22 protein-coding genes are annotated in these 21,771 nt (G+C 50.5%); 6 read left to right on the top strand and 16 right to left on the bottom strand.

Going from position 1 to position 21,771, the window contains the following annotated elements:
• Positions 1 to 6 precede the first annotated feature (6 nt).
• Positions 7 to 915 carry a fructokinase gene (mak, locus tag OGX86_RS15410; RefSeq protein ID WP_048214805.1) on the bottom strand — a complete coding sequence of 303 codons (909 nt, stop codon included), beginning with the start codon at positions 913 to 915 and terminating at the stop codon, positions 7 to 9.
• Positions 916 to 1,006: 91 nt separating this feature from the next.
• Between mak and rdgC the strand changes: the two genes are divergently transcribed.
• Entirely contained in the window at positions 1,007 to 1,918 is a 912-nt protein-coding gene (gene rdgC / locus OGX86_RS15405; protein WP_003021479.1) for a recombination-associated protein RdgC, read from the top strand.
• Positions 1,919 to 1,968: 50 nt separating this feature from the next.
• Here the strand turns inward: rdgC and ppnP are convergent, their stop codons facing one another.
• The 5 genes from ppnP to OGX86_RS15380 all read right to left on the bottom strand — a co-directional run bounded on the left by ppnP (position 1,969) and on the right by OGX86_RS15380 (position 4,654).
• Entirely contained in the window at positions 1,969 to 2,253 is a 285-nt protein-coding gene (ppnP, locus tag OGX86_RS15400; protein WP_003021477.1) for a pyrimidine/purine nucleoside phosphorylase, read from the bottom strand.
• Between the two features lie 71 nt (positions 2,254 to 2,324).
• A complete protein-coding gene (locus OGX86_RS15395) occupies positions 2,325 to 3,002 on the bottom strand; it encodes an AroM family protein (RefSeq protein ID WP_003830963.1) in 678 nt (225 codons plus the stop codon).
• A 246-nt stretch (positions 3,003 to 3,248) separates the two neighbouring features.
• On the bottom strand, positions 3,249 to 3,440 hold the full coding sequence (yaiA, locus tag OGX86_RS15390; protein ID WP_003021472.1) for a protein YaiA: 192 nt from the start codon (positions 3,438 to 3,440) through the stop codon (positions 3,249 to 3,251).
• 26 nt (positions 3,441 to 3,466) lie between these two features.
• The gene (gene aroL, locus OGX86_RS15385) at positions 3,467 to 4,012 is read right to left on the bottom strand and encodes a shikimate kinase AroL (RefSeq protein WP_008783910.1); all 546 of its coding nucleotides are present in this window, start codon (positions 4,010 to 4,012) and stop codon (positions 3,467 to 3,469) included.
• Between the two features lie 186 nt (positions 4,013 to 4,198).
• A complete protein-coding gene (locus OGX86_RS15380; RefSeq protein ID WP_048214806.1) occupies positions 4,199 to 4,654 on the bottom strand; it encodes a YaiI/YqxD family protein in 456 nt (151 codons plus the stop codon).
• A 207-nt stretch (positions 4,655 to 4,861) separates the two neighbouring features.
• Between OGX86_RS15380 and proC the strand changes: the two genes are divergently transcribed.
• Complete coding sequence (gene proC, locus OGX86_RS15375) at positions 4,862 to 5,671, top strand: pyrroline-5-carboxylate reductase (protein ID WP_008783907.1); 810 nt, start codon at positions 4,862 to 4,864, stop codon at positions 5,669 to 5,671.
• Positions 5,672 to 5,688: 17 nt separating this feature from the next.
• Here proC and adrA read toward each other — a convergent pair whose 3' ends face one another.
• The 5 genes from adrA to OGX86_RS15350 all read right to left on the bottom strand — a co-directional run bounded on the left by adrA (position 5,689) and on the right by OGX86_RS15350 (position 10,521).
• Complete coding sequence (gene adrA, locus OGX86_RS15370; protein ID WP_213786140.1) at positions 5,689 to 6,804, bottom strand: diguanylate cyclase AdrA; 1,116 nt, start codon at positions 6,802 to 6,804, stop codon at positions 5,689 to 5,691.
• Between the two features lie 91 nt (positions 6,805 to 6,895).
• A complete protein-coding gene (gene psiF, locus OGX86_RS15365) occupies positions 6,896 to 7,216 on the bottom strand; it encodes a phosphate starvation-inducible protein PsiF (RefSeq protein ID WP_128316821.1) in 321 nt (106 codons plus the stop codon).
• A gap of 97 nt (positions 7,217 to 7,313) precedes the next feature.
• Positions 7,314 to 8,729 carry an alkaline phosphatase gene (phoA, locus tag OGX86_RS15360; RefSeq protein WP_008783904.1) on the bottom strand — a complete coding sequence of 472 codons (1,416 nt, stop codon included), beginning with the start codon at positions 8,727 to 8,729 and terminating at the stop codon, positions 7,314 to 7,316.
• Between the two features lie 104 nt (positions 8,730 to 8,833).
• Positions 8,834 to 9,076, bottom strand: coding sequence for a sigma-S stabilization anti-adapter protein IraP (locus tag OGX86_RS15355; protein WP_079935136.1), 243 nt, complete (start codon positions 9,074 to 9,076; stop codon positions 8,834 to 8,836).
• Positions 9,077 to 9,324: 248 nt separating this feature from the next.
• Complete coding sequence (locus OGX86_RS15350) at positions 9,325 to 10,521, bottom strand: multidrug efflux MFS transporter (protein ID WP_008783902.1); 1,197 nt, start codon at positions 10,519 to 10,521, stop codon at positions 9,325 to 9,327.
• A gap of 301 nt (positions 10,522 to 10,822) precedes the next feature.
• On the opposite strand from OGX86_RS15350, the gene ddlA reads away from it, so the two are divergent.
• Entirely contained in the window at positions 10,823 to 11,917 is a 1,095-nt protein-coding gene (ddlA, locus tag OGX86_RS15345) for a D-alanine--D-alanine ligase (RefSeq protein WP_048216351.1), read from the top strand.
• A gap of 23 nt (positions 11,918 to 11,940) precedes the next feature.
• On the opposite strand, the gene OGX86_RS15340 is transcribed toward ddlA, so the two are convergent.
• Positions 11,941 to 12,159, bottom strand: coding sequence for a DUF2754 domain-containing protein (locus tag OGX86_RS15340; protein ID WP_003830949.1), 219 nt, complete (start codon positions 12,157 to 12,159; stop codon positions 11,941 to 11,943).
• A gap of 264 nt (positions 12,160 to 12,423) precedes the next feature.
• Here OGX86_RS15340 and OGX86_RS15335 point away from each other — a divergent pair, with 264 nt between their 5' ends.
• Entirely contained in the window at positions 12,424 to 12,747 is a 324-nt protein-coding gene (locus OGX86_RS15335) for a DUF2755 family protein (protein WP_286640271.1), read from the top strand.
• Here OGX86_RS15335 and OGX86_RS15330 read toward each other — a convergent pair.
• Both OGX86_RS15330 and sbmA read right to left on the bottom strand, forming a co-directional pair.
• Positions 12,732 to 13,835 (bottom strand): DUF1615 domain-containing protein, encoded by a 1,104-nt coding sequence (locus OGX86_RS15330; RefSeq protein WP_286640270.1) that lies wholly within the window; start codon positions 13,833 to 13,835, stop codon positions 12,732 to 12,734. The genes OGX86_RS15335 and OGX86_RS15330 overlap by 16 nt on opposite strands.
• Positions 13,836 to 13,850: 15 nt before the next feature.
• The gene (gene sbmA / locus OGX86_RS15325; protein ID WP_003021430.1) at positions 13,851 to 15,071 is read right to left on the bottom strand and encodes a peptide antibiotic transporter SbmA; all 1,221 of its coding nucleotides are present in this window, start codon (positions 15,069 to 15,071) and stop codon (positions 13,851 to 13,853) included.
• Between the two features lie 384 nt (positions 15,072 to 15,455).
• On the opposite strand from sbmA, the gene ampH reads away from it, so the two are divergent.
• A complete protein-coding gene (gene ampH / locus OGX86_RS15320) occupies positions 15,456 to 16,613 on the top strand; it encodes a D-alanyl-D-alanine-carboxypeptidase/endopeptidase AmpH (protein ID WP_286640269.1) in 1,158 nt (385 codons plus the stop codon).
• Position 16,614: 1 nt separating this feature from the next.
• On the opposite strand, the gene iprA is transcribed toward ampH, so the two are convergent.
• Positions 16,615 to 17,238, bottom strand: a complete 624-nt coding sequence (iprA, locus tag OGX86_RS15315) for a hydrogen peroxide resistance inhibitor IprA (RefSeq protein WP_003830944.1) — start codon at positions 17,236 to 17,238, stop codon at positions 16,615 to 16,617.
• Between the two features lie 89 nt (positions 17,239 to 17,327).
• Positions 17,328 to 20,252, bottom strand: coding sequence for an autotransporter adhesin EhaB (gene ehaB / locus OGX86_RS15310; protein WP_286640268.1), 2,925 nt, complete (start codon positions 20,250 to 20,252; stop codon positions 17,328 to 17,330).
• 501 nt (positions 20,253 to 20,753) lie between these two features.
• Between ehaB and hemB the strand changes: the two genes are divergently transcribed.
• A complete protein-coding gene (gene hemB / locus OGX86_RS15305) occupies positions 20,754 to 21,728 on the top strand; it encodes a porphobilinogen synthase (RefSeq protein ID WP_048226331.1) in 975 nt (324 codons plus the stop codon).
• Positions 21,729 to 21,771 lie beyond the last annotated feature (43 nt).

Raw genomic sequence — 21,771 nt, 5'->3', positions numbered from 1 at the left:
CGAACCTTACTCCTGCGGCCACAGCCAGGCCGCACCACGTACACCGCTGGAATCCCCGTGTAGCGCCTTGCGTAGAGGCGTTTCGCATTCGCCGCCAAAGACAAACTGCTTAATCAACGCCGGAACGTTTTGATACAGTCGGTCGACATTGCTCATTCCGCCCCCCAGCACAATGACGTCCGGATCGAGAATATTCACCACATGTGCCAGTGATTTCGCCAGACGACGCTCATAGCGGCTCAACGCCTGCTCCGCAAGAGCATCCTGCGCAGTAACAAGGCTGATAATTTCATTGCCTTTGAGCTGCTTACCGCTCAGACGCTGGTAGTCGGTGGCAAAGCCGGTCCCGGAAATGAAGGTTTCAATGCAGCCTTGTTTACCGCAATAACAGGGGACTTCCTGTCGGAACAGCAGCTCATCTTCGTCCATCCATGGCAGCGGATTATGCCCCCACTCGCCCGCGGTACCGTTACCACCCGTGTGCGCCCGACCATTCAGTGCCACGCCTGCGCCACATCCGGTGCCGATAATCACCGCAAACACGGTTTGCGCCCCGGCCGCCGCACCATCCACCGCTTCTGAAACCGCCAGACAGTTGGCATCATTTGCCAACCGCACTTCACGATTCAGACGCGAACTCAGGTCTTTGTCAAAAGGTTGTCCGTTAAGCCAGGTCGAGTTGGCATTCTTTACCACCCCGGTGTAAGGCGAGATTGAACCTGGAATGCCCATTCCCACGGTTCCCGTCTGCCCGGTGGCGTTTTCCGCCATCTCCACCAGCGTGGCGATGGTTTCTATCGTTTGCCGATAATCATCACGCGGCGTGGGCAGGCGATGGCGAAAAAGCTGTTCGCCCGCCTCGCCAAGCGCAATAACTTCCGTTTTCGTACCGCCCAAATCGATACCTATACGCACTGTTTGCTCCTCTTCCCGATTAACAATGCAAGCATAGCGACAATTCGCTATCATGCCCGCTGGATTTAACGACAAGGCCGTGGAAATTATCATGCTGTGGTTCAAAAATTTAATGGTTTACCGTCTTAGCCGCGATGTTTCTTTGCGTGCCGAAGAGATGGAAAAACAGCTGGCATCAATGACGTTCACCCCTTGCGGTAGCCAGGATATGGCAAAAATGGGCTGGGTTCCGCCGATGGGATCGCACAGCGATGCATTAACGCATACCGCCAATGGCCAAATTATTATCTGCGCCCGCAAAGAAGAAAAAATTCTGCCGTCGCCGGTTATCAAACAGGCGCTGGAAGCCAAAATATTCAAACTGGAAGCTGAGCAAGGTCGCAAACTTAAGAAGACCGAAAAAGACTCGCTGAAAGATGAAGTTCTGCACTCATTGCTGCCGCGCGCCTTTAGCCGCTTCAGCCAGACAATGATGTGGATCGATACCGTCAACGATCTGATCATGGTTGATTGTGCGAGCGCGAAAAAAGCCGAAGATACGCTGGCGCTGCTGCGTAAGAGTCTCGGTTCGCTGCCGGTCGTTCCGCTGACGATGGAAAACCCTATTGAGCTGACGCTGACCGAATGGGTTCGCTCCGGCACCACGGCACAGGGCTTCCAACTGCTGGATGAAGCTGAACTGAAAGCGATCCTTGAAGACGGCGGTGTGATCCGCGCGAAAAAGCAGGATCTGGTCTGCGACGAAATCGCCGTGCATATCGAAGCGGGAAAACTGGTTACTAAGCTGGCCCTCGACTGGCAGCAGCGCATTCAGTTCGTTATGTGTGACGACGGCTCCATTAAGCGTCTGAAGTTCAGCGACGAGCTGCGCGATCAGAACGAAGATATCGACCGCGAAGATTATGCTCAGCGTTTTGATGCCGATTTCATCCTGATGACAGGTGAACTGGCGGCGCTGATTAAAAGTCTGGTGGAAGGATTAGGCGGCGAAGCGCAACGTTAAGCCGTGTTTAGCGAATGGCGACTCAATATCGCCATTCGTCATTTTTACGCTTACAGGTAACGGCAAAGATAGGATGTTGGCTCTGCTACCTGCAGATGAAACTCGCTGTTGCCCGGTACGTTAAACACGTCTCCTGCGGCATACACTTTCCACTCGGTTTCCCCTGGCAGCAGCACGTTCAGTGCGCCACTTACTACCGTCATCTCTTCAGGCGCCGCAGTACCAAAGGTATATTCACCTTCAGCCATCACGCCTACACTGGCGCGGCCAGTACTGCTGCTGGTAAAACCGATCGATTTTACTTTGCCGGAAAAGTATTCATTACTTTGAAGCATACAACTGGCCCTATCTCGTGATTAAGTTAGGAACCAATATAGGGGGCTGATGTTCCACCTGTCACGCAAAATTACGCCAGCAATTCCGAAGCCAGTCGAGCAATCAACACATTGGACAGCAGAACCGGGACATCCAGCGACTTTTGCAGTAAATCACGATGACGCTGATGAAACCCCAGGCAGTCCAGCATAAGAACATCAGCACCTTGCTCAAGGAGATATTTCCCGGCATCAATCAGCTGTTGTTCAGAACCTTCTACTGGATTCGCCACGGCGTACACTGGCGGAGTTTGTAACACCTGCCACTTTTGTGTCTGGGCTTTGAGCAATTCAGCAACAGGTACAATGACCCCAACCTGATGCCCTTCGACAATTGAAGCCACTAACGGGGGAATAATGCGTATGGGTTCCAACAAGATACTATTGCGGGCGGTCAGACGGGTGATTGAGGCGGTACTCATCAGCAGGATCACATCAAATCCCTGATTATCGAGAACCTCCACAATGCTTTGCAGCGAGCGTTCCACTTTCTGGCGTGAGACATGAGCAAGTTGGTGGTCGCTAAGCAGCGTTAATAACAGCTCGTCACCGGGTGAAGCCCCGTACTCGGCCATCACATCTTCTCGCTGCATCTGCCCCAGCAGACTGTGGTGAGTAATGTGCTGTTCATCAATATATTCCGTCAGGAGCGGTAACATCTCACACATCGGCACAACGCCAATCGTGAGGATAGCCAACGACGTACTCATTTGTTGCTCCACCGTCTTCTTACTTTGCTGTGAAATCCCGGATAAGAGCCGGGCGCTGACCTGTGCTACAAATGCTCAAAAGCGTAGCAGTAGATCGGCGGTGTATTGTGTAAAGATTCCAGATCATTCCAGTACTGGATTGTTATTGTTTAATTTTCAATTTTTACTGTATACGGCGAAATTTAAAAAAATGTGATGCGCGCCCGGACTGGCACTTTTAAGACTCGTGCCAGAGCGGTCTTCATATCAGGTTTTATCGGGGTCTTCGTAGCGTTTTTTAGCATCCATCGCTTCCTGAGCTGAAGGATGCTCACTGATCAACGAATTCGGTTTAGGGTGATCGGCACGAAGTTGATACCAGGTTACCGTCTGACCTGGCGTCCCTTTTTCAACCGTAACAATGGTCGCTTGACGCGGATAAGGTGGTTGTGTCGGCATAGTTCTTCCTTTTCACTGGATGAACATTAAGTATAGACACCGCCCTGCAACCGTGGCGCTGCCTGCGCCAGTATTCCAAGAATGTCTTCCACTACCTGCGAAGGCGGATTGGTGGCATCAACGATATAGTGCGCAGCCTCGCGATACAAAACATCGCGCTGGGCGAGCACTTCCTGAACCTCTTCGGTCAACGGTTTGCCGGTTAGAGTCGGTCGCAATCCTTCTTCAGGCGTGGCCTCCAGACGATCAACCAGTACCGATACCGGTGCGCTTAGATAGATAACCACGCCGTGGCTGCGCATGTAATGACGATTAAATTCGGTAAGAATGATACCGCCGCCGGTCGCAACAACCGTGGCAGGAGCTGTAACAGCCTGCAGAGCGGTCGTTTCCTGGGCACGAAACCCTTCCCATCCTTCTCTTTCGACGATTTCCGCCACGGTCATTTGCACGTGCGATTGCAACCAGCGATCTGTATCAACGAACTGGAAATCAATAGCCTTTGCCAGCGCCATACCGGTTGTCGTCTTACCACACCCCCGGGGGCCAACAAGAAAAAGAGGTTGCGTCATCACAGAATTTCCCCAGAGAGCCGCCAACAAGCGGGATCTGATGCGGTTAAAAATATAATCATATCATCAAACTAGTACATCGCCAAAACCGTAAAGAAAAAATTACAGAAAGAATGGCAAGATGAGTTAACCCCTACTATAACAAGAATTCACAATGAATAAAGTGTAAATAATAAATTACACACTCTATTTTCTACGCTGAACTTCCAGCCACCACTTATCCAGTTCAGCCGCAAAATGCTGTCTGTCGCGGGGCGAAAGGCTGTCCGGCCCCCCGGTCTGGATACCGCTGGCACGCAGTGTATCCATAAAATCACGCATCATCAGACGCTCACGAATCGTCGCTTCGGTATAACGTTCGCCGCGCGGGTTAAGCGCCGCCGCACCTTTTTCAATCACTTCAGCCGCCAGCGGAATATCTGCCGTTATCACTAAATCACCGGCGCTGCACTGACGCACAATCTCGTTATCAGCCACGTCAAAGCCCGCAGGCACACGTAATGTGCTGATGAAACGCGAAGGCGGGACGCGCAGGCTTTGGTTGGCCACCAAAACAAGCGGCATTTGCATGCGCTCAGCGGCGCGGTACAAAATGTCTTTAATCACATTCGGACACGCATCGGCATCCACCCATATTGTCATAGCTTCTCCCCACTGGTGTGCTGTCGCACATTGTCGCGTGCTTTTACTTTCAGGCAAAGTGCTGTTTCTCCTTCTGAACATATTCATTCCGCGCTAAGCTTAGCTTTCCCAGATTTACCCTAAATAATTCGGGTTGCAGCCAACGCACATGCAACTTGAAGTATGACGGGTATAAAACAATGAATATCATCCATAGGGAGTGACAAGATGGACAAGAAAATTGGTTTTATCGGCTGCGGTAATATGGGCAAAGCCATTCTTGGCGGCATGATCGCCAGCGGCCAGGTTCTCCCCGGACAAATCTGGGTCTACACCCCTTCCCCCGATAAGGTCGCCGCGCTACACGACCAGTACGGCATTAATGCGGCGCAGTCTGCACAAGAAGTCGCGCAAATCGCTGATATTGTTTTTGGGGCCGTAAAACCAGGCATCATGATTAAGGTGCTGAGTGAAATTACCTCCAGCCTGAACAAAGATTCCCTGGTCGTCTCGATTGCCGCAGGCGTCACTCTCGATCAGCTGGCCCGTGCCCTGGGTCACGACCGTAAAATCATTCGCGCGATGCCAAACACGCCGTCGCTGGTGAACGCCGGAATGACCTCCGTCACGCCGAACGCCTTAGTCACGCCAGAAGAAACAGCCGACGTGCTGAATATCTTCCGCTGCTTTGGTGAAGCAGAAGTCATTGCGGAGGCAATGATTCATCCGGTCGTTGGCGTCAGCGGTTCAGCACCGGCCTATGTATTTATGTTTATCGAAGCGATGGCTGATGCCGCCGTTCAGGGGGGGATGCCCCGCGCGCAGGCTTATAAATTTGCAGCACAAGCGGTAATGGGTTCGGCGAAAATGGTTCTGGAAACGGGTAAACATCCTGGCGAATTGAAGGATATGGTGTGCTCGCCAGGTGGAACCACCATTGAGGCGGTACGCGTCCTGGAAGAACGCGGTTTCCGTTCATCGGTGATTGAAGCGATGATTAAGTGCATGGAGCAGTCGGAAAAACTCAGCCGCTCCTGAGTTAACACCGCCGGACGTCAGGCCGCCGCTTCAGTGCGGTTACGTCCGGAATTCTTTGCTTTGTAGAGAGCCATATCTGCTGATTTTAACCATTCTCGATAGTGTTCAGTTTCAGACGTCAGCGGCGCAACGCCCACGCTAATGCGCAGGTCAACCTGCGGCGCGCAAGATAAACGCAGTTGGGTAAGCCGTTCGTGAACACGAGACATCGCTGCAATCGCGCTGCTCGCTGACGTGCCACACATGATTACCGCAAACTCATCACCGCCAAAGCGACCAATCACATCGCTACCGCGTAAGGTCATCTGTAACTGGCGGGTCAGTGCAACAATGGCCTGATCCCCGACGTCATGGCCCCAGGTATCATTGATACTCTTAAAATGGTCGATATCGATGATAAGGAGCGTGGCATCACGCTGATGACGGCGGCAATTATCAAATTCATTCCGCAGCAACAGTTCCCAATGACGTCGGTTATAAACCCCGGTCATCCCATCTCGCGTACTCATAACCTGTAAGCGACGTTTATGTTCTGCCAGCCTGATGAGCGTCTGGTAACTCACCCAGGCAAACAGCAACGGGTAAACCACTAACACCGGCAGAGACAGCAGCACACTCAGTTGCGTACTGCTAAAAGCCACAGGAATATCCGTTAACTGTAACGTCACCAGGCAGGAAACCACCATCAACACGGCGCCTGCAATGAAGACACGCATACCCCCTGCGCCCATCAGGTTGATACAGATAATCATCAACAGCGCCGTGGATGGCAGCAAGTTTATCCCCATAATCCCCATCCACATCCCGGCGAGGATGGCATCGGCTTTTAAGTTGGTATATTCGCTATGCAGTGGATCGATAGCTTTACTTGCCCATTGCCATGCCAGATGCGGCCAGACAAACGCCCATCCCACCAGCAAAAGCCACCAGCCTCCGGTTATTGGCTGAGAAACTAATACCGACGCGATAGGGAAAAACATTCCCCCCAGTCCCACCGCTCGCGGCAGCCTGATTCGTCGGGCAAATCGCAGACCGGAACGTTGGTGGTCATTTTGATGAAGCAATATAAATGCTTCATTCGGGACGACCTTCTTTTGATAAAAGTTTTCATCATTCATCGTATTTGGGAATATTCTGAAACAAATTTCCCAAATTATAGGAAGGGGTCTGGTGGCGGAAGTATGATATTTCGGGTGAGCGATTTTACCTGCTCACCCGGAAGTGCTAAGCAGATTTTTTCAGGCAAGCGCTCATAAACTTATTACGATCATCGCCTTTCAGAGACTGTTCCGTCGCCTTGACGTTGCATTCACGCATTTTCTGTTGCTGTGGCGTCAGGCTCTTTTCCTCAGGTGCAGATTTACTGTTTTTCAGGCAATCACTCATATAGTTCTTACGCGCATCCCCTTTTAAGGTCTGCGCCGTGGCCTGCTGATTGCAGGTGGTCATACGCTGTTGTTGCGGGGTTAACGTCTTCTCGGCAGCACCGACGGTAGTTAAAAAAATCAGACCAAAAAGTAACGTCATTAATAATGTAATTTTCATAGCACCATCCTTTTCTGAACGACGACACACAGGTAAGTTTGGCTGCTAACGATAAAAATACCACCCGACGGCAAAAGTATTGCCGCCGGGTATCAGCTTATTTCAGTCCTAACGCCGCTTTCATGGTGTAAAACAGATCGGTTTGATCGGTCAGGCCAACCACATTCGCCGCATGAGGGCCATAGGCTGCAATACGCAGTTGGCTGCCGGTGTGCTCCTGGGACTCTTCTTCAGAGTTGCCATAGCTAATGACCATCACCGCGCCATCTTTAGTGTTCAGCGCCTGCGTCAAACCTGGCGCTTTGGTATCCGGTGCGACGATCTGGCTGGCATGCGCGTGGTCAGCGGTTACCACAACCAGGGTGTTGCCATCTTTCTTCGCAAAGGCAAGTGCACGCTGCACTGCTTCATCAAGATCGACCGTTTCACCAATTTGTCCACACGGGTTAGCGGCATGATCTTGTTTGTCGATTGACGCGCCTTCTACTTGCAGGAAGAAACCTTTCTCATTTTTGCTTAACAGCTCAATCGCTTTATCCGTCATCTGCGCCAGCGTTGGCACGCTGTCGTTACGTTTTGGATTTGGCGTACAGGTCACTACCGGCTTATCCAGGTTGCCGTGATAAGACGCTTTCGGCCCTTCCCAACGCACTGGCATATTACCGTCTGAGAACAGACCCAACAGCGGTTTATCCTGATTCGCTTCGCTAACAGCCGCCAGCGTCGCGGCATCACTCACCATCTGGTAACCACGGGCCTGGGCTTGTTCTCGCAGCGTTTTACCCTGCCACTCACCTGCCGTAGCGGTTTCAGTAAAAGTCTTTGCCCCGCCGCCTAACGTAACATCCGCACGAGCATTCAATAATTGTTCGGTAATTGACCCTTTACCGCCTTTTTCCAGCGCGTTCGTCGGGCATTTTTCAGCCGTCACGCTCGGGCCATAGCATTTACGCGAAGTGACATGGGCAACCAGTGCGGCCGGCGTGGCATCCTGTAATTCAGCCGTGGAAACGTTGCCTGTCGCCAGACCTGCCGCTTTGGCCATTTCCAGAATCGTGGTGTGATCTTTTTCATGAATATCCACACCCAGCGCCCCGTTATAGGTCTTCACGCCGGTTGTCCATGCTGTCGCAGATGCTGCTGAATCTGTCACATAATCGGGCTTGCCCGTTTTCTTATCCAACGCATAATGTGTGTATTGTCCGGTCAACGGTAAAGCATCAATACCTTTAAAAAAGCCGCCCGCGCCTTCAGCATAATTTCGCGCTGCCGTTATTTCGGAGTCGCCCATCCCATCGCCAATCAGTAAAATTATATTTTTGGCCGGTTTATCGTTCAGGGATTCGCGCAGAGCTGCCGTTTGATCGGCAGACAATCGGCGAGCGCCACCCGGCGTGGTGATATCTCCCTGAGCAGCACGATTATCCATAACCGCTACAGTAGATGTTTCTGCATTAATAACCGGGGTAAACAGCAAAGGTAACAGGGCAATAGCCAGAGCGCTTTGTTTCACTTTATATTCTCCATGTATAAATACGGTAAAATTAAAACAAAGCGACTATAAGTATTTGATGTGACACTTTTATGATAATTTGTGGTTACCCCTACACAGATGGATCACAACGCTTTTGGTACGCACTCGCCAGCATTATGTATGTTCGTCAGAAACGCGGGCATGCGGTTTCCGCCAGCCAGCGCCCCCTCAATTTGACGAATAAATATTTGCCGATCGTTCCACGCCATATTGCGCAGCATTTCGATGATTACCCGCTCTAACGTTTCGACCTGTGCCGCCAGATCTTGCGATTCTTCTTCTTTTTGCGCGAGCTTAAGTAACAACTCAGTGACGAGGTTTTTCATTTGCCTATTCCCTTAACAAAATATGGGCCACGTTATCATTAAGGCTCACGACTGCCTAGAGGATGAAAGTTGTATTTTTATAAGGAATAAAAAGATTTGAGAAAACAATCACAACACAAAATAAGGGTAAATGCGTCTGGATGCAGAATGATTCAATATAAAAAGGTAAGAAAAGTAATAATCACACAAATATATAATACACACTTATGAATTAACAACGCTGACAGGCAGCGTTGTTAATCAGGAACTCAACGAACCTCGCGCCGACGTCGCAACGCGATAGCCAGTTGCCAGATATTGATAAGCACAATGCTTGCTGTAGCAATGAACACCCAACGAAATCCCGCCATTGCCGATACCGTTGCACCCATCAATGGCCCGGCGACGTTGCCAAGGTACATAAATGACTGGTTATAGCCAAAGATGCGTCCGGTTATCTGGTCGCTGGAGTATTTCACCAGCAGCGTCTGCACCGCCGGCAACATCGCACCATCAGCAAAGCCGAGCAGAAAACGTAAAATTCCCAACTGCAACGGCGTGGTGACCCACGACATGGCGAAAAACAGCACCACCGCGAAGATTAACGTCGCCATTAAAATCCGCTCAGTACCAATACGGTCGCCTAATTTACCAAGTCGAGGCGCGGAAATCAGAGCAGAAATGCCCGGTACTGAGGCAATCAGCCCACTGAGAAAAGCAATATTCGAACTGTCCGGGACCATTGATTTAATAAATAGCGCCAGAATAGGCCCAATTGAGCCGTTACACAGTTGAATCACCATGGTGGTAAAAAATAAGCTGATCACCAACGCCGGATGCGAAAGCGAGGCAAACACGGCCTTCCCACTCAGACGTTCGCTTTTTTTAATCGTCGGGCGAACGCCCTCTTTGATCAAGAACAGTGTGACCAGAAAACTCACCACCAGTAAGGCGGCGGTAATACAGAATACCGCCCGTAAGCCAACATGATCGGCGATAAAGCCTCCCATCAGCGGTCCGCCAATGACGCCGCTAATTTGCGCCGTAGAGAGCGTACTCAGCGCCCAGCCGCTGCGCTCGCGTGGAACCTGTGACGCAACCAGCGCCATCGCATTAGGAATATAGCCGGAGGTTAACCCCATCACCCCGCGCAGCAGAAAAAGCTGCCAGACGTTAGTGGCAAATGCCTGTAGCAAAATCGCAATGGCCATCCCCAGTGAGGCCCGCAGCAGCATCAGCTTGCGTCCTTTGCGGTCGGCCAGACTGCCCCACATCGGAGAAACAATGGCTGAAATCAGGAAGGTGACGCTGAACGTTAATCCGGACCACATTGATAGCGCTTCATGCGAGGTCACGCCCAGTTGGGAGATATAGAGTGGTAAAAAAGGCAAGATTTGGCTAATCGCCAGTCCGGTAAAAAAGCATCCGAACCAAACGGAAATAAGGTTAACTCTCCAGGATTCCATAAGGACTCATAACGATAAGTAGCTGAAAACTGCGAGCAGCTTAACAAATTACTTAGCCGAATAAGGGTCTACAGGTGCGATAAATCACAGTTTAGGATTTTATCTTCCCGCTCATCATATTTGTGATATAGCTCACATCAAACCCATAATATAAACAGGGGATTGTGCTTCCCGCGCGATCTGCGTGTCTGTCCCCTTCTAATCCCCTGTCATTCGCCAAAACAATCTGCCAGAAGCCGAGGAAACCTGCGTTTTGTCGTGGTAATGTATGTGCTTTGCATTCATGGAATGGGTTTTTAAGATGGCAAAGTTGCGGGTAGGAATCGTATTTGGTGGTAAATCAGCGGAACATGAAGTGTCATTGCAATCGGCAAAAAATATTGTCGATGCCATCGACAAGACTCGCTTTGACGTTGTGCTGTTAGGTATTGATAAACAAGGGCAATGGCACGTCAGCGATGCCAGTAACTATCTGCTCAATTCAGACGATCCGGCGCATATTGCGTTGCGACCTTCTGAGACCAGCCTGGCGCAGGTACCGGGTAAACAAGAGCACCAGTTGATCGATGCACAAAACGGTCAACCGCTGCCGACGGTCGATGTTATTTTCCCAATCGTACACGGTACTTTGGGTGAAGATGGCTCTCTGCAGGGCATGCTGCGCGTGGCGAACCTGCCGTTTGTCGGTTCTGATGTGCTGGGTTCTGCTGCCTGTATGGATAAAGACGTGACCAAACGTCTGCTGCGTGATGCCGGGTTAAACATCGCGCCATTTATTACGCTCACTCGCGCGAATCGCAACAGCATCAGCTTTGCCGAAGTGGAATCCCGCCTGGGTCTGCCGCTGTTTGTAAAACCGGCCAACCAGGGATCGTCCGTTGGCGTCAGTAAAGTAACCAGCGAAGTCCAATACGATCAGGCCGTCGCGCTGGCATTTGAATTCGATCATAAAGTCGTTGTGGAGCAAGGGATCAAAGGCCGCGAGATCGAATGTGCGGTACTGGGCAACGATCATCCGCAGGCCAGTACCTGTGGTGAGATCGTGCTGAACAGCGATTTTTACGCTTACGACACTAAATACATTGACGATAACGGTGCCAAAGTTGTCGTTCCGGCAGCAATTGCGCCAGAGATTAACGATAAGATCCGCGAAATCGCCATTCAGGCCTACCAGACTCTGGGCTGTGCCGGCATGGCGCGCGTGGACGTCTTCTTAACTGCTGAAAACGACGTTGTGATCAATGAGATCAACACGCTGCCAGGCTTTACCAACATCAGTATGTATCCGAAACTGTGGCAAGCGAGCGGTTTAGGCTATACCGATTTGATCACTCGCCTGATCGAACTGGCGCTGGAACGCCATGCTGCGGATAGCGCGCTGAAAACCAGTATGTAAACCCGTCAGGATGCCTGATAGAGCTATTGGGCATCCTTTGCTTCATCATCTTCAACGCGGCGACGGATGATTAATCCGGCCAGCCAAAAGCTAATCACCCAGGTCACCAGCCCCACCGCATAAGTTTGCCATCCCTGCGCTTCAAAACCTAATAACCCCACCACGCCATTCAGAATAAAGATAAGCCCAATAGCGAAAGCATAGTAATGCCAGTCTCGGCGGATTTTTACAGGCAGGTTCATAACAGCTCCGGTGGAAATACAACACAGTAAGGCATCCTCGCACATTTCCCCGAGGGCGTCTGTGGCCTGTGCGGAATTTCTTAAATGTAACTCAGTTTAACTTAAGGTTACATAATTGTGACCGCCAACAAAAAACCGAAATCCAGGAATAATCTCTACCTGAAATTACCATCATTCTGATATTGACATTGCCGATCACCTGTCAGACTCACTCTCAGTTCCAGGCATTACGTCAAAAAAAGCAGGTTATTTCCGGAGGTCTTTATGGCTGATTTTACGCTCTCAAAATCCCTGTTTAAGGGCAAGCATCGGGATCCCTCCTCCCTGTCCGGCAACATTGCGTATGCCGTATTTGTGCTGTTTTGCTTCTGGGCGGGTGCACAGATTTTAAATCTGTTGGCCCACGCGCCCGGCATCTATGAAGAACTGATGCAGCTGCAAATGCAGGAGACAGGACGCCCGCGGGTTGAAATCGGTTTAGGCGTCGGTACCCTCTTTGGACTGATCCCCTTCCTGGCCGGAAGCCTGATTCTTGGCGTCATAGCGGCGGTCATGCGCTGGCGTCACCGTCATCATAAAGATGACTGATTCATACACTTCGCCCGACGATCGTCCACCCGTTTAGCAAACCACGCAGTAGTCAGATTACGCGTGATCTTCGGGCTTTCCAGTTGAATGCCCGGCAGCATTTCACGGGGTAACGTTTTCCCGGTCTTCGCTTCCGCCAGCTTATAAACCTTTTCGTACAATGCGGTTTTTTCAAAGGCCAGGCTGTCACCTTTTTGCAGTTGACGGCGGATCTCACTCTCGCTCATCCCTAGCTTCCCGGCCAGTTTAAGTACCGCCAGCTCCGTTTTGCCCGGCTCACTGCTGCCATAGAGAATCAGATCCCCGTCCATCGCCAGCTTCACTCCGCTGGCTTTACTGACCGCATTCTGGAAAGCTGCATTGCGGCTCGCATACCATCCGGCATTAAAATCGGCGAAGCGGAAGATTGGCGCACTGTAATTCGCCGGGTAGTTGAGCAGATGATACGTACCGAACCACAACCCACCACGGCGGCTAAACACTTCCTGACGTACCGTCCCCGCCATTTTCCACGGATACCCGCTGGTGTGCTGCTCAGCAAACGCGATACTGACCTGCATTGGACCACCGGTATGTACCGGATTAAGCGATCCAAACAATGTCTGCCCCATCGGCACCATGTTGATGAAATCATCAAAGATGGCGCTAAGCTGTTTTTCCGTCTTCACCGTATCCAGACGCTCGCTGTAGCTTTTCCCCGTTGGCGAGTTAATCTTTAGCGCGGTATGCACGACAAACAGCGGGATATGCATGCGTTCTGCGCGACGGTCAATCTCTTTCCAGGCGATTTTGCTTAAACCAGGAACAGCCGGATCGGCCTGGAAGTTTGACTCCTGCTGCGCTACCGCCAGCACCGAACAGATGTTTTCAACCGTCGGTGCCAGCTTCTGGCTTTCAAAGGTCTTTGCCAAATCCTGCGCCCACGCGTCCCGGTCTTTCACGCTGGCGGGCATTTTCTGGCGCACCACGCTCGCCACATCGACGGCTTTCTCCCCCTTTTTTAGCGGCTGCGCAGGTTGGCTACTACATCCCACCAGCACCAGTGCTGCCAGACCAGACAAGGGGTAAAGACGGGAAACCGTCGACATAACATCTCCTTATTATTAACTCAGCGTATGGGTAACTTCCTGAATATCCTGACCATCAAGCTCTCGTTCAAAGCTGCGCAGACGCTTATAAATAGACATCAGTTCTACTAACGTTGTCCAGGAGTTAATCAGATACTGGAACGAGCCGCGCACCTGGCCAAACACGTTAGTGATTTGCGTCATCAGGCCGAGCGTAATCGTACCGGCAACAATCGACGGAAACAGCAGGAACAAGCCGAAAACGTTATCAACCTGCAGGTAAAGAATACGGGCAATATTGAAGTACATATAGTGAAAATAGAGACGGAAGTAGTTTTGCCGTACCGCATGGAACAGTTCACGCACCGTCGGTGGCGTCGCACGGTTGCCATCATCTTCGCCATAGACCAATTCTTTACGATAGGCCGCTTCCACGCGCTGGTTTTTAAACTCCAGCCCGGGAAGCTTTATCCCGACCACGGCCAGTAAACCGGTTCCCATCAGCGACCAGACAATCGCGGCAATCACCAGGCCATAAGGCACATGTCCAACAATCGGCAGGTCAGGAACATGGGCAGAGAGCGTTACCAGTACAGGCAGGAAGGCAATCAGCGTCATAATCGCGTTGATAAAGCTGACGCCCATATCTTCCAGCGTAGAAGCAAAACGCATGGTGTCTTCCTGTACACGCTGTGCTGCGCCTTCGATGTGACGCAAATGCTGCCAGTGCGCCATATAGTGTTCGTTCATCGCGGTACGCCAGCGGAACACATAGTGGCTGACGAAGAAGTTGTTCATCACGCCAATGACTACGGCTATCAGCGCAATACCGAGAAAAATGCCCACTTCATGATAGAACTGCTCAATCTTCACCTTGTGTGGTGCGCTGAGCGCAGTTTGAATCAGGTCATAAAATGGCGCATACCAGGCGTTGACGGCGACGCCGACTTCAACCAGAAACCAGGTCACAAAAATAATCAGCGATGTGCCCAGAATAGACCAGTACTGCCAGCGGTGTGGACTGTAGAGAAACCAGAACAGCGCGAACACCCCGACACAAAGAATGTAGTACGCATAAAAAATCAGGTAATCCAACGACCAAAAACGCGCTGCGCTAATAGGTACGTCTCCCGACGCGCCGGTAATATGTGCAACCCAGGCTCCCCCACCTGCTTGCCAGAATACAACGGCGACCAGTGCCCAAATAAATGCCGAAATAAAGAACGGCCCCGGCTTTGGGAAAAAAGACTTAAACATAGTGCTCTCCTGCTAACTTCTTATCGTTATGACGACTGCTGTGCATTTGCCACCGTAGAGTGCGGAGGCCAGACGGCTTACGCCCAAAAACACAAGCTGAAACCGACAATTGTGACCAAAACCGAGGCACTTAGTTCGCACCTCGGTTATGAAGAATTGTTTCTGTGGTTTTCACACTCGACAACGTTCCAGTATGTGCAGATTATCACAGCGTGAGATCACAAAAGCGAACATCCGCAATCCAGGAAACTCCTGTGTTTACTCATCGTTACGTTTTTCCCACTATCATTGGTTGATAAGCGCTTTGCAATACGCCGATGAGTAGTATAAATACGCATACGCACGACATCCTTTTTCACTTTCTCTAACTCATGGACACCACCGTTGAAACGTAGTCTGCTTTTTTCTGCCGCGCTGTGTGCGGCGTCATTGACATCTGTCCAGGCGGCACAGCCTATAACCGATCCGGTCTTCGCCTCTGATATCGTTGATCGTTATGCCGACCATATATTTTACGGCAGTGGTGCTACGGGGATGGCGCTCGTGGTGATTGATGGTAATCAGCGTGTATTTCGCAGTTTTGGTGAAACACGCCCCGGCAATAATGTTCACCCGCAACTGGATTCCGTAATCCGCATTGCCTCAATTACCAAATTAATGACCAGCGAAATGCTGGTGAAATTACTCGATCAGGGCACGGTCAAACTCAACGATCCATTGAGTAAATATGCACCTCCTGGCGCACGCGTACCCACTTATCAAGGAACACCAATTACGCTGGTGAATCTGGCGACGCATACCAGCGCACTGCCGCGCGAACAGCCAGGCGGCGCGGCCAAGCGCCCGGTGTTTGTCTGGCCAACCCGCGAGCAGCGCTGGAGCTATCTCTCAACGGCTACGCTTAAAGCCGCACCAGGATCGCAGGCTTCTTATTCCAACCTGGCGTTTGATCTGCTGGCCGATGCGCTGGGTACCGCGTCAGGTAAGCCTTATCCGCAGCTGTTTGAAGATAAAATCACCCGTCCGCTGGGGATGAAAGACACCACCTTTACGCCATCTCCCGATCAGTGCCGACGCCTGATGGTCGCGGAAAAAGGTGCCAGTCCTTGTAACAATACGCTGGCAGCGATGGGCAGCGGCGGCGTCTATTCAACGCCTGGCGATATGATGCGCTGGATGCAGCAGTATCTTTCTTCTGACTTTTATCATCGTAGCCAGCAGGCCGACCGGATGCAGACGCTGATTTACCAGCGTACGCAGTTAACTAAAGTGGTGGGAATGGACGTTCCAGGCAGAGCCGATGCGCTTGGTTTGGGCTGGGTCTACATGGCGCCGAAGAATGGCAGACCGGGAATTATTCAAAAAACCGGTGGCGGCGGTGGCTTCATTACCTATATGGCGATGATCCCACAGCAAAACGTTGGGGCATTTGTCGTAGTGACGCGCTCTCCGCTGACCCGTTTTACCAATATGAGCGACGGTATCAACGAACTGGTTGCAGAGTTGAGCGGGTACAAGCCACAGGTCATTCCTGCATCCTGATTCAATACTCAAAAGGCAAACGGTTAATGCACACCAGTTTGCCTTTATTCATTTCAATGTAACCGCCTTTACGCAATGCTGCGAGAACCTCAGCGACAACCGAGCGTGAAATTCGTGTGCGTTGGTGAATATAGTTCATAACGCCAATGCGTGAACGAAGGGCTTCATCCCATTTCGTCATAGAGATCAATGTCGCGCGAATCTGATCGTAGGAGTTATTGCCGATCAACTGCAGATCGCGTAATTCAAGCATGGAGTTTTGCCATGCCAACCAACAAAAAGCTTCACGCCAAAGCTGGCACTCTTCAATTATATTAATTGTTTGCGAGGCAGGTAGATGGTATCCCGTACAATCGCTTTCCGTGATTAATCTGTATTGTATATCTGTTTTTATCACACCATCTGAAAGCCCCATAATAAACGGTGCCTGCGCAATACCGACCAGCACATTCTCCCCTCGCCTCAGAGAAATTACACCATTTAAAATGATAAAGGTATCGTCACTGTTTATATCACTGGAATAAATTATTTCTTTATCGTTATCACACTCAAAGTGTTTGCCATATTTTGACAAACATTTATCAAGCTTACCAAATTCCACAAGCGGTTTATTTGCAGACAACATCTGGGCATTCCTTGCAATAAATGCCCGTCAAATCCGTGACGGGCATTTTTCTGAGTTAGATTATCTTTTCTTTAACAACGAGAGATGTCTTACCAGGTATATTTAACACCAACATTTGCAGACCAGTCTTGATCTACATCGCCACCACCGAGGTAGTTAGCATCGGTGTATGCGCTGAAGTTTTTGGTAAAGCTGAACTGAGTTCCCAGTCCAACACGTACCGCAGAACCTTCTACACCGTTGTCGATAGAATCGCCGTTTACATCAGAATCGTTGTTAGAGTCGTCGTAAACGTAGGCCAGTTTGAAGTACGGAGTCAGCGCCTGGTCGTCGCTGTAGGCGAAGGTATAACCTGCATCGACACCGAGTTCATAACGCATGCTGTCATAAGACTGGCTATCAACTTTCATGTCGTTGCTCAGCTTATAGTCATCACCAGACTGGAACAGACCGGATACGCTGCCGTATGGCGTTACGTAACCTGCGTCACCCAGCTTCAGGTCATAACCCAGTTTCAAGCCAAAGCCCCAGGCGTCAGATGAGGTGCTACCATCAACATACTGACCGTTGCTCATGTTAGCAGTCAAATCGTTGTTGAAGTGAGAGTAGCTTAAGTTACCGTCAACAAAGATGTTGTTGGCAAAGTGAGCAGAAGAGTAGATGTAGGCAGTCTGGCTATCCTGATCCACCTGACCGGTACGGTCGCTCATATCACCTTTCGCGAAGCCTGCTGCAGCACCGACAATCCACTTAGCGTTGTTACCATCAATTTTGGAATCAACACCGACCATGATGCCGTTAACATCCTGATCGTAGTTAATGGTGCCATTATCTGCATCGAAGCTACCACCGAAGTAGCTAACCCATGCACCACCGTTATCAACCAGACCATGACGCGCGTTAGTCAGACGAGTACCAACGGTATCTTGTTCCAGGTTCCAGATATTGGTGTTAGCAGACGGAATGCTCAGCGCCATGTTCGCGTAGTCTGTCAGTTCCATCTGCTGCAGAACAACGGTGTTACCCTGCTGCTGCGCCTGGTAGGTGTAAGCACCCAGATCAGCTTTGTTGGCTGCAGAGAAGGTCGCAGTGCTGTTCGCGTCGTTAACGTAGACCAGCTCGTTACCCTTGTAATCCGCAACAGAACCTGCGCCAGTAGCGTTGTCGATGCGGACTTTGTAGTTACCGGTTGCCGCCGCTACATGGTCACCATAGTTATCAACTTCAGACTGATCGCCTGAGGTGTCGGAATCGCCGTTACCGTTGATAGTCAGATGACCATCAGAGTTCATCGCGATCACGCCATAACCGTAGTTAGACTGAGATTCATCGTTAGTGCGATCGTTGGTCAAGTCAGCATCCAGCACATAGTTGTTGCTGTTGATGTCGAAAACACCCGCGTTAACATGGTTATAAGCGTCGGTGTAGCTGGTCAGATTCAGGGTATCAACCTGCAGCGCATTACCGGTACTGTTACCCACATCCAGAACACCGTTGTTGGTGACGTTAATGGTGTTTGCATACAGCGCAGCACTACCTACACTCCAGCCAGCAGATACGTCGTCAGCAATCGTTACAGTACTGTTGTCGATAGACAGAGTATCTGTTGCAACATGACCATCTTCGTTGATGTTCAGTGCAGAACCACCGGTCAGGCCAATAGTGTCGGAGATCAGGATAGAATCACCCACGTTGACAACCGAACCGCTGTTGATGCTCAGGGTATCAATCAGGGAAGTTTTGGTGGTATCCCACTGTGAAGCACCGTTCAGCGTGACGTTGAACAGGCCGCTCTGGTAGACAGCGTTGCCAACTACATGACCATTTTCGTCATAAGAAGTTGTGTCGCTATCGATTCCGTAGGTTGAATCCGGCCACAGGCTGTTAGCGGTGATGTCGATCAGCGTAGCGGTGGCTTCAGTGCCTGCAGCGTAGCTGTCATAAACGCCGTCACCATCGGTGTCAACCTGGTGCACGGACATTGCCGCGCCGACCCACTTACTGCCATTGTTCAGGGTCAGATCCAGACGGTCAGTACCGTCCCAACCATTGGTATCCAGGTCAGCATCGGTATCACGATAAGTGTCAGCACCGTTCGGGAAGAAGTTCTCATCGAAGTTGCTGGAGAACAGCACGTCACCCATCAGCGTGGAATTATCAAACGTGGCAGTGGTCTGCATCGCGTTATCCGCATCCGGATGTGCAATAACCGCTAATGCAATATCGTCAGCGTTCCAGCCATTACCGTTGTAGTCGCTTGCATTGCTGGTGTTACCAAACCAACCGGTGGTGCCTTCGTCAGTCCATGAACCAGAGGTCAGGGTAGAATCGCTGACAGCGATAGTGTTGTTAAATACTTCACTGCTGTTTACGCCAGTGCTGACGGTATTATCGTCAATGTCTGCCCACTCGTAACCCTGAGTCAGGGTTATGCCAGCGACATGAGAGTTGGCGGAGATAGACAGATCAACTTCTTGATCCAGCGTGATAGCCGTACCCAGGTTATAAACGTCGACAACGTGTGTGTCAGCTGCGTCATTATACGTACCGTTGTAGGTATAATGTTCGTAGTTGTCATCGATAGTTGAATTGATGACGTTCATCGCCAGGCGATCGTAGTAATAGTCAGTACCCGTACGGTTAGTACAATCCGTGGTCATACATTCGGATGTCACCATACCGTGAATGGTGCTGTTTTTAATCGTCAGGCTGTTGTTATTGGTGTTAGTAGACAGCCCATCATCCAGATAATAAGTCGAAATAACGCCGTTGACAGTGGCGTTATTGATTACCGGATAAATATCACCGTTATAAATACTATCGGTGTCGTAATTGTTCCAACCAACATATCCATCATAATAGACGCCATCCGCGTAGGATGCGTCATTATAATGAGCAAACGTTGTGTAGGTGGTCCCAGAGATATCAGTTGAAGCATTCGCCTGAGAAGTGATTGCCAAAGTGCAGGCTAATGCTAATTGTGATACTACAAGTTTCTTTTTCCAAGTGTGCATTTGTCATCCCTCCTCAGGGACGTAATATAGTTGATCCATCAATTATCAATGCAAAGAAAACATTTTATGTTTCGCGGGGAAGATTATGCGGTTTCACAAAGGAAAGGTTCAATTATTCTTTGGCTTAAGTCCGATTACGGACAATAGATATGCAAATTATTCGAAACAGAAAACAAACGTAAAAATCATTTTTATTTTAGACAGTTACACGCAAGAAAAATGACAAAACAATACATTGAAACTATGATTAACTTTAAAATAAAACGTCAGCTAATAAATTCCATTAAATCCCCATCGCTTAATTAAAGATTAAATCAAACTAAATTCACCATAAAACTAATCACTATTTAAAATAGTCATAATTGCAAAAATAGAGATAACACATAATACCAAGCATTGGTAACATCACCATAACCTCGGCATAACGCCAACTTTCGTAAACCTCTCGCCCTCAGGTTCGGGTATACTACGGCCTTCGATTCCACAAACATCAGGCATACCATGACAGACCTAATCCAACGCCCTCGTCGCCTGCGCAAATCCCCTGCGCTGCGCGCTATGTTTGAAGAGACAACACTCAGCTTAAATGACCTGGTGTTGCCGATCTTTGTTGAAGAAGAACTCGACGATTACAAAGCTATCGACGCCATGCCCGGCGTGATGCGCATTCCAGAGAAACACCTGGCGCGCGAAATCGAACGTATTGCTAATGCAGGCATCCGCTCGGTCATGACCTTCGGGATTTCTCATCACACCGATGAGACCGGCAGCGATGCCTGGAAAGAAGACGGTCTGGTGGCGCGCATGTCGCGTATCTGTAAGCAGACCGTACCGGAAATGATCGTCATGTCCGACACCTGTTTCTGTGAATACACCTCGCATGGTCACTGCGGCGTGTTATGCGATCACGGCGTTGATAACGATTTAACCCTTGCCAACCTCGGCAAACAGGCAGTCGTTGCCGCAGCAGCGGGCGCAGATTTCATCGCCCCTTCCGCCGCAATGGACGGCCAGGTACAGGCGATTCGCCAGGCGCTGGACGCCGCGGGCTTCACCGATACTGCGATCATGTCCTACTCCACCAAGTTTGCCTCTTCTTTCTACGGCCCGTTCCGTGAAGCCGCAGGCACGGCGCTGAAAGGCGATCGTAAAACGTATCAAATGAACCCGATGAATCGCCGTGAAGCGATTCGCGAATCGCTGCTGGATGAAGCCCAGGGCGCAGACTGCCTGATGGTCAAACCGGCTGGCGCGTATCTCGATATTCTGCGTGATATCCGCGAGCGCACCGAGCTGCCGATTGGCGCTTATCAGGTCAGCGGTGAATACGCGATGATCAAATTCGCGGCGATGGCAGGTGCAATAGATGAAGAGAAAGTGGTTCTGGAAAGCTTAGGCTCGATCAAACGCGCTGGCGCGGATCTGATCTTCAGCTACTTCGCACTGGATCTGGCCGAGAAAAAAATCCTGCGCTAACCACTTTGTTGCCGAATGGCGACTTCACCTTATCGGGCCGACA

Source organism: Citrobacter sp. Cpo040, assembly GCF_030332915.1.
In the GTDB taxonomy this organism is placed as follows: Bacteria; Pseudomonadota; Gammaproteobacteria; order Enterobacterales; family Enterobacteriaceae; genus Citrobacter; species Citrobacter portucalensis.
This window is presented reverse-complemented; position numbering and strand designations above follow the sequence as displayed.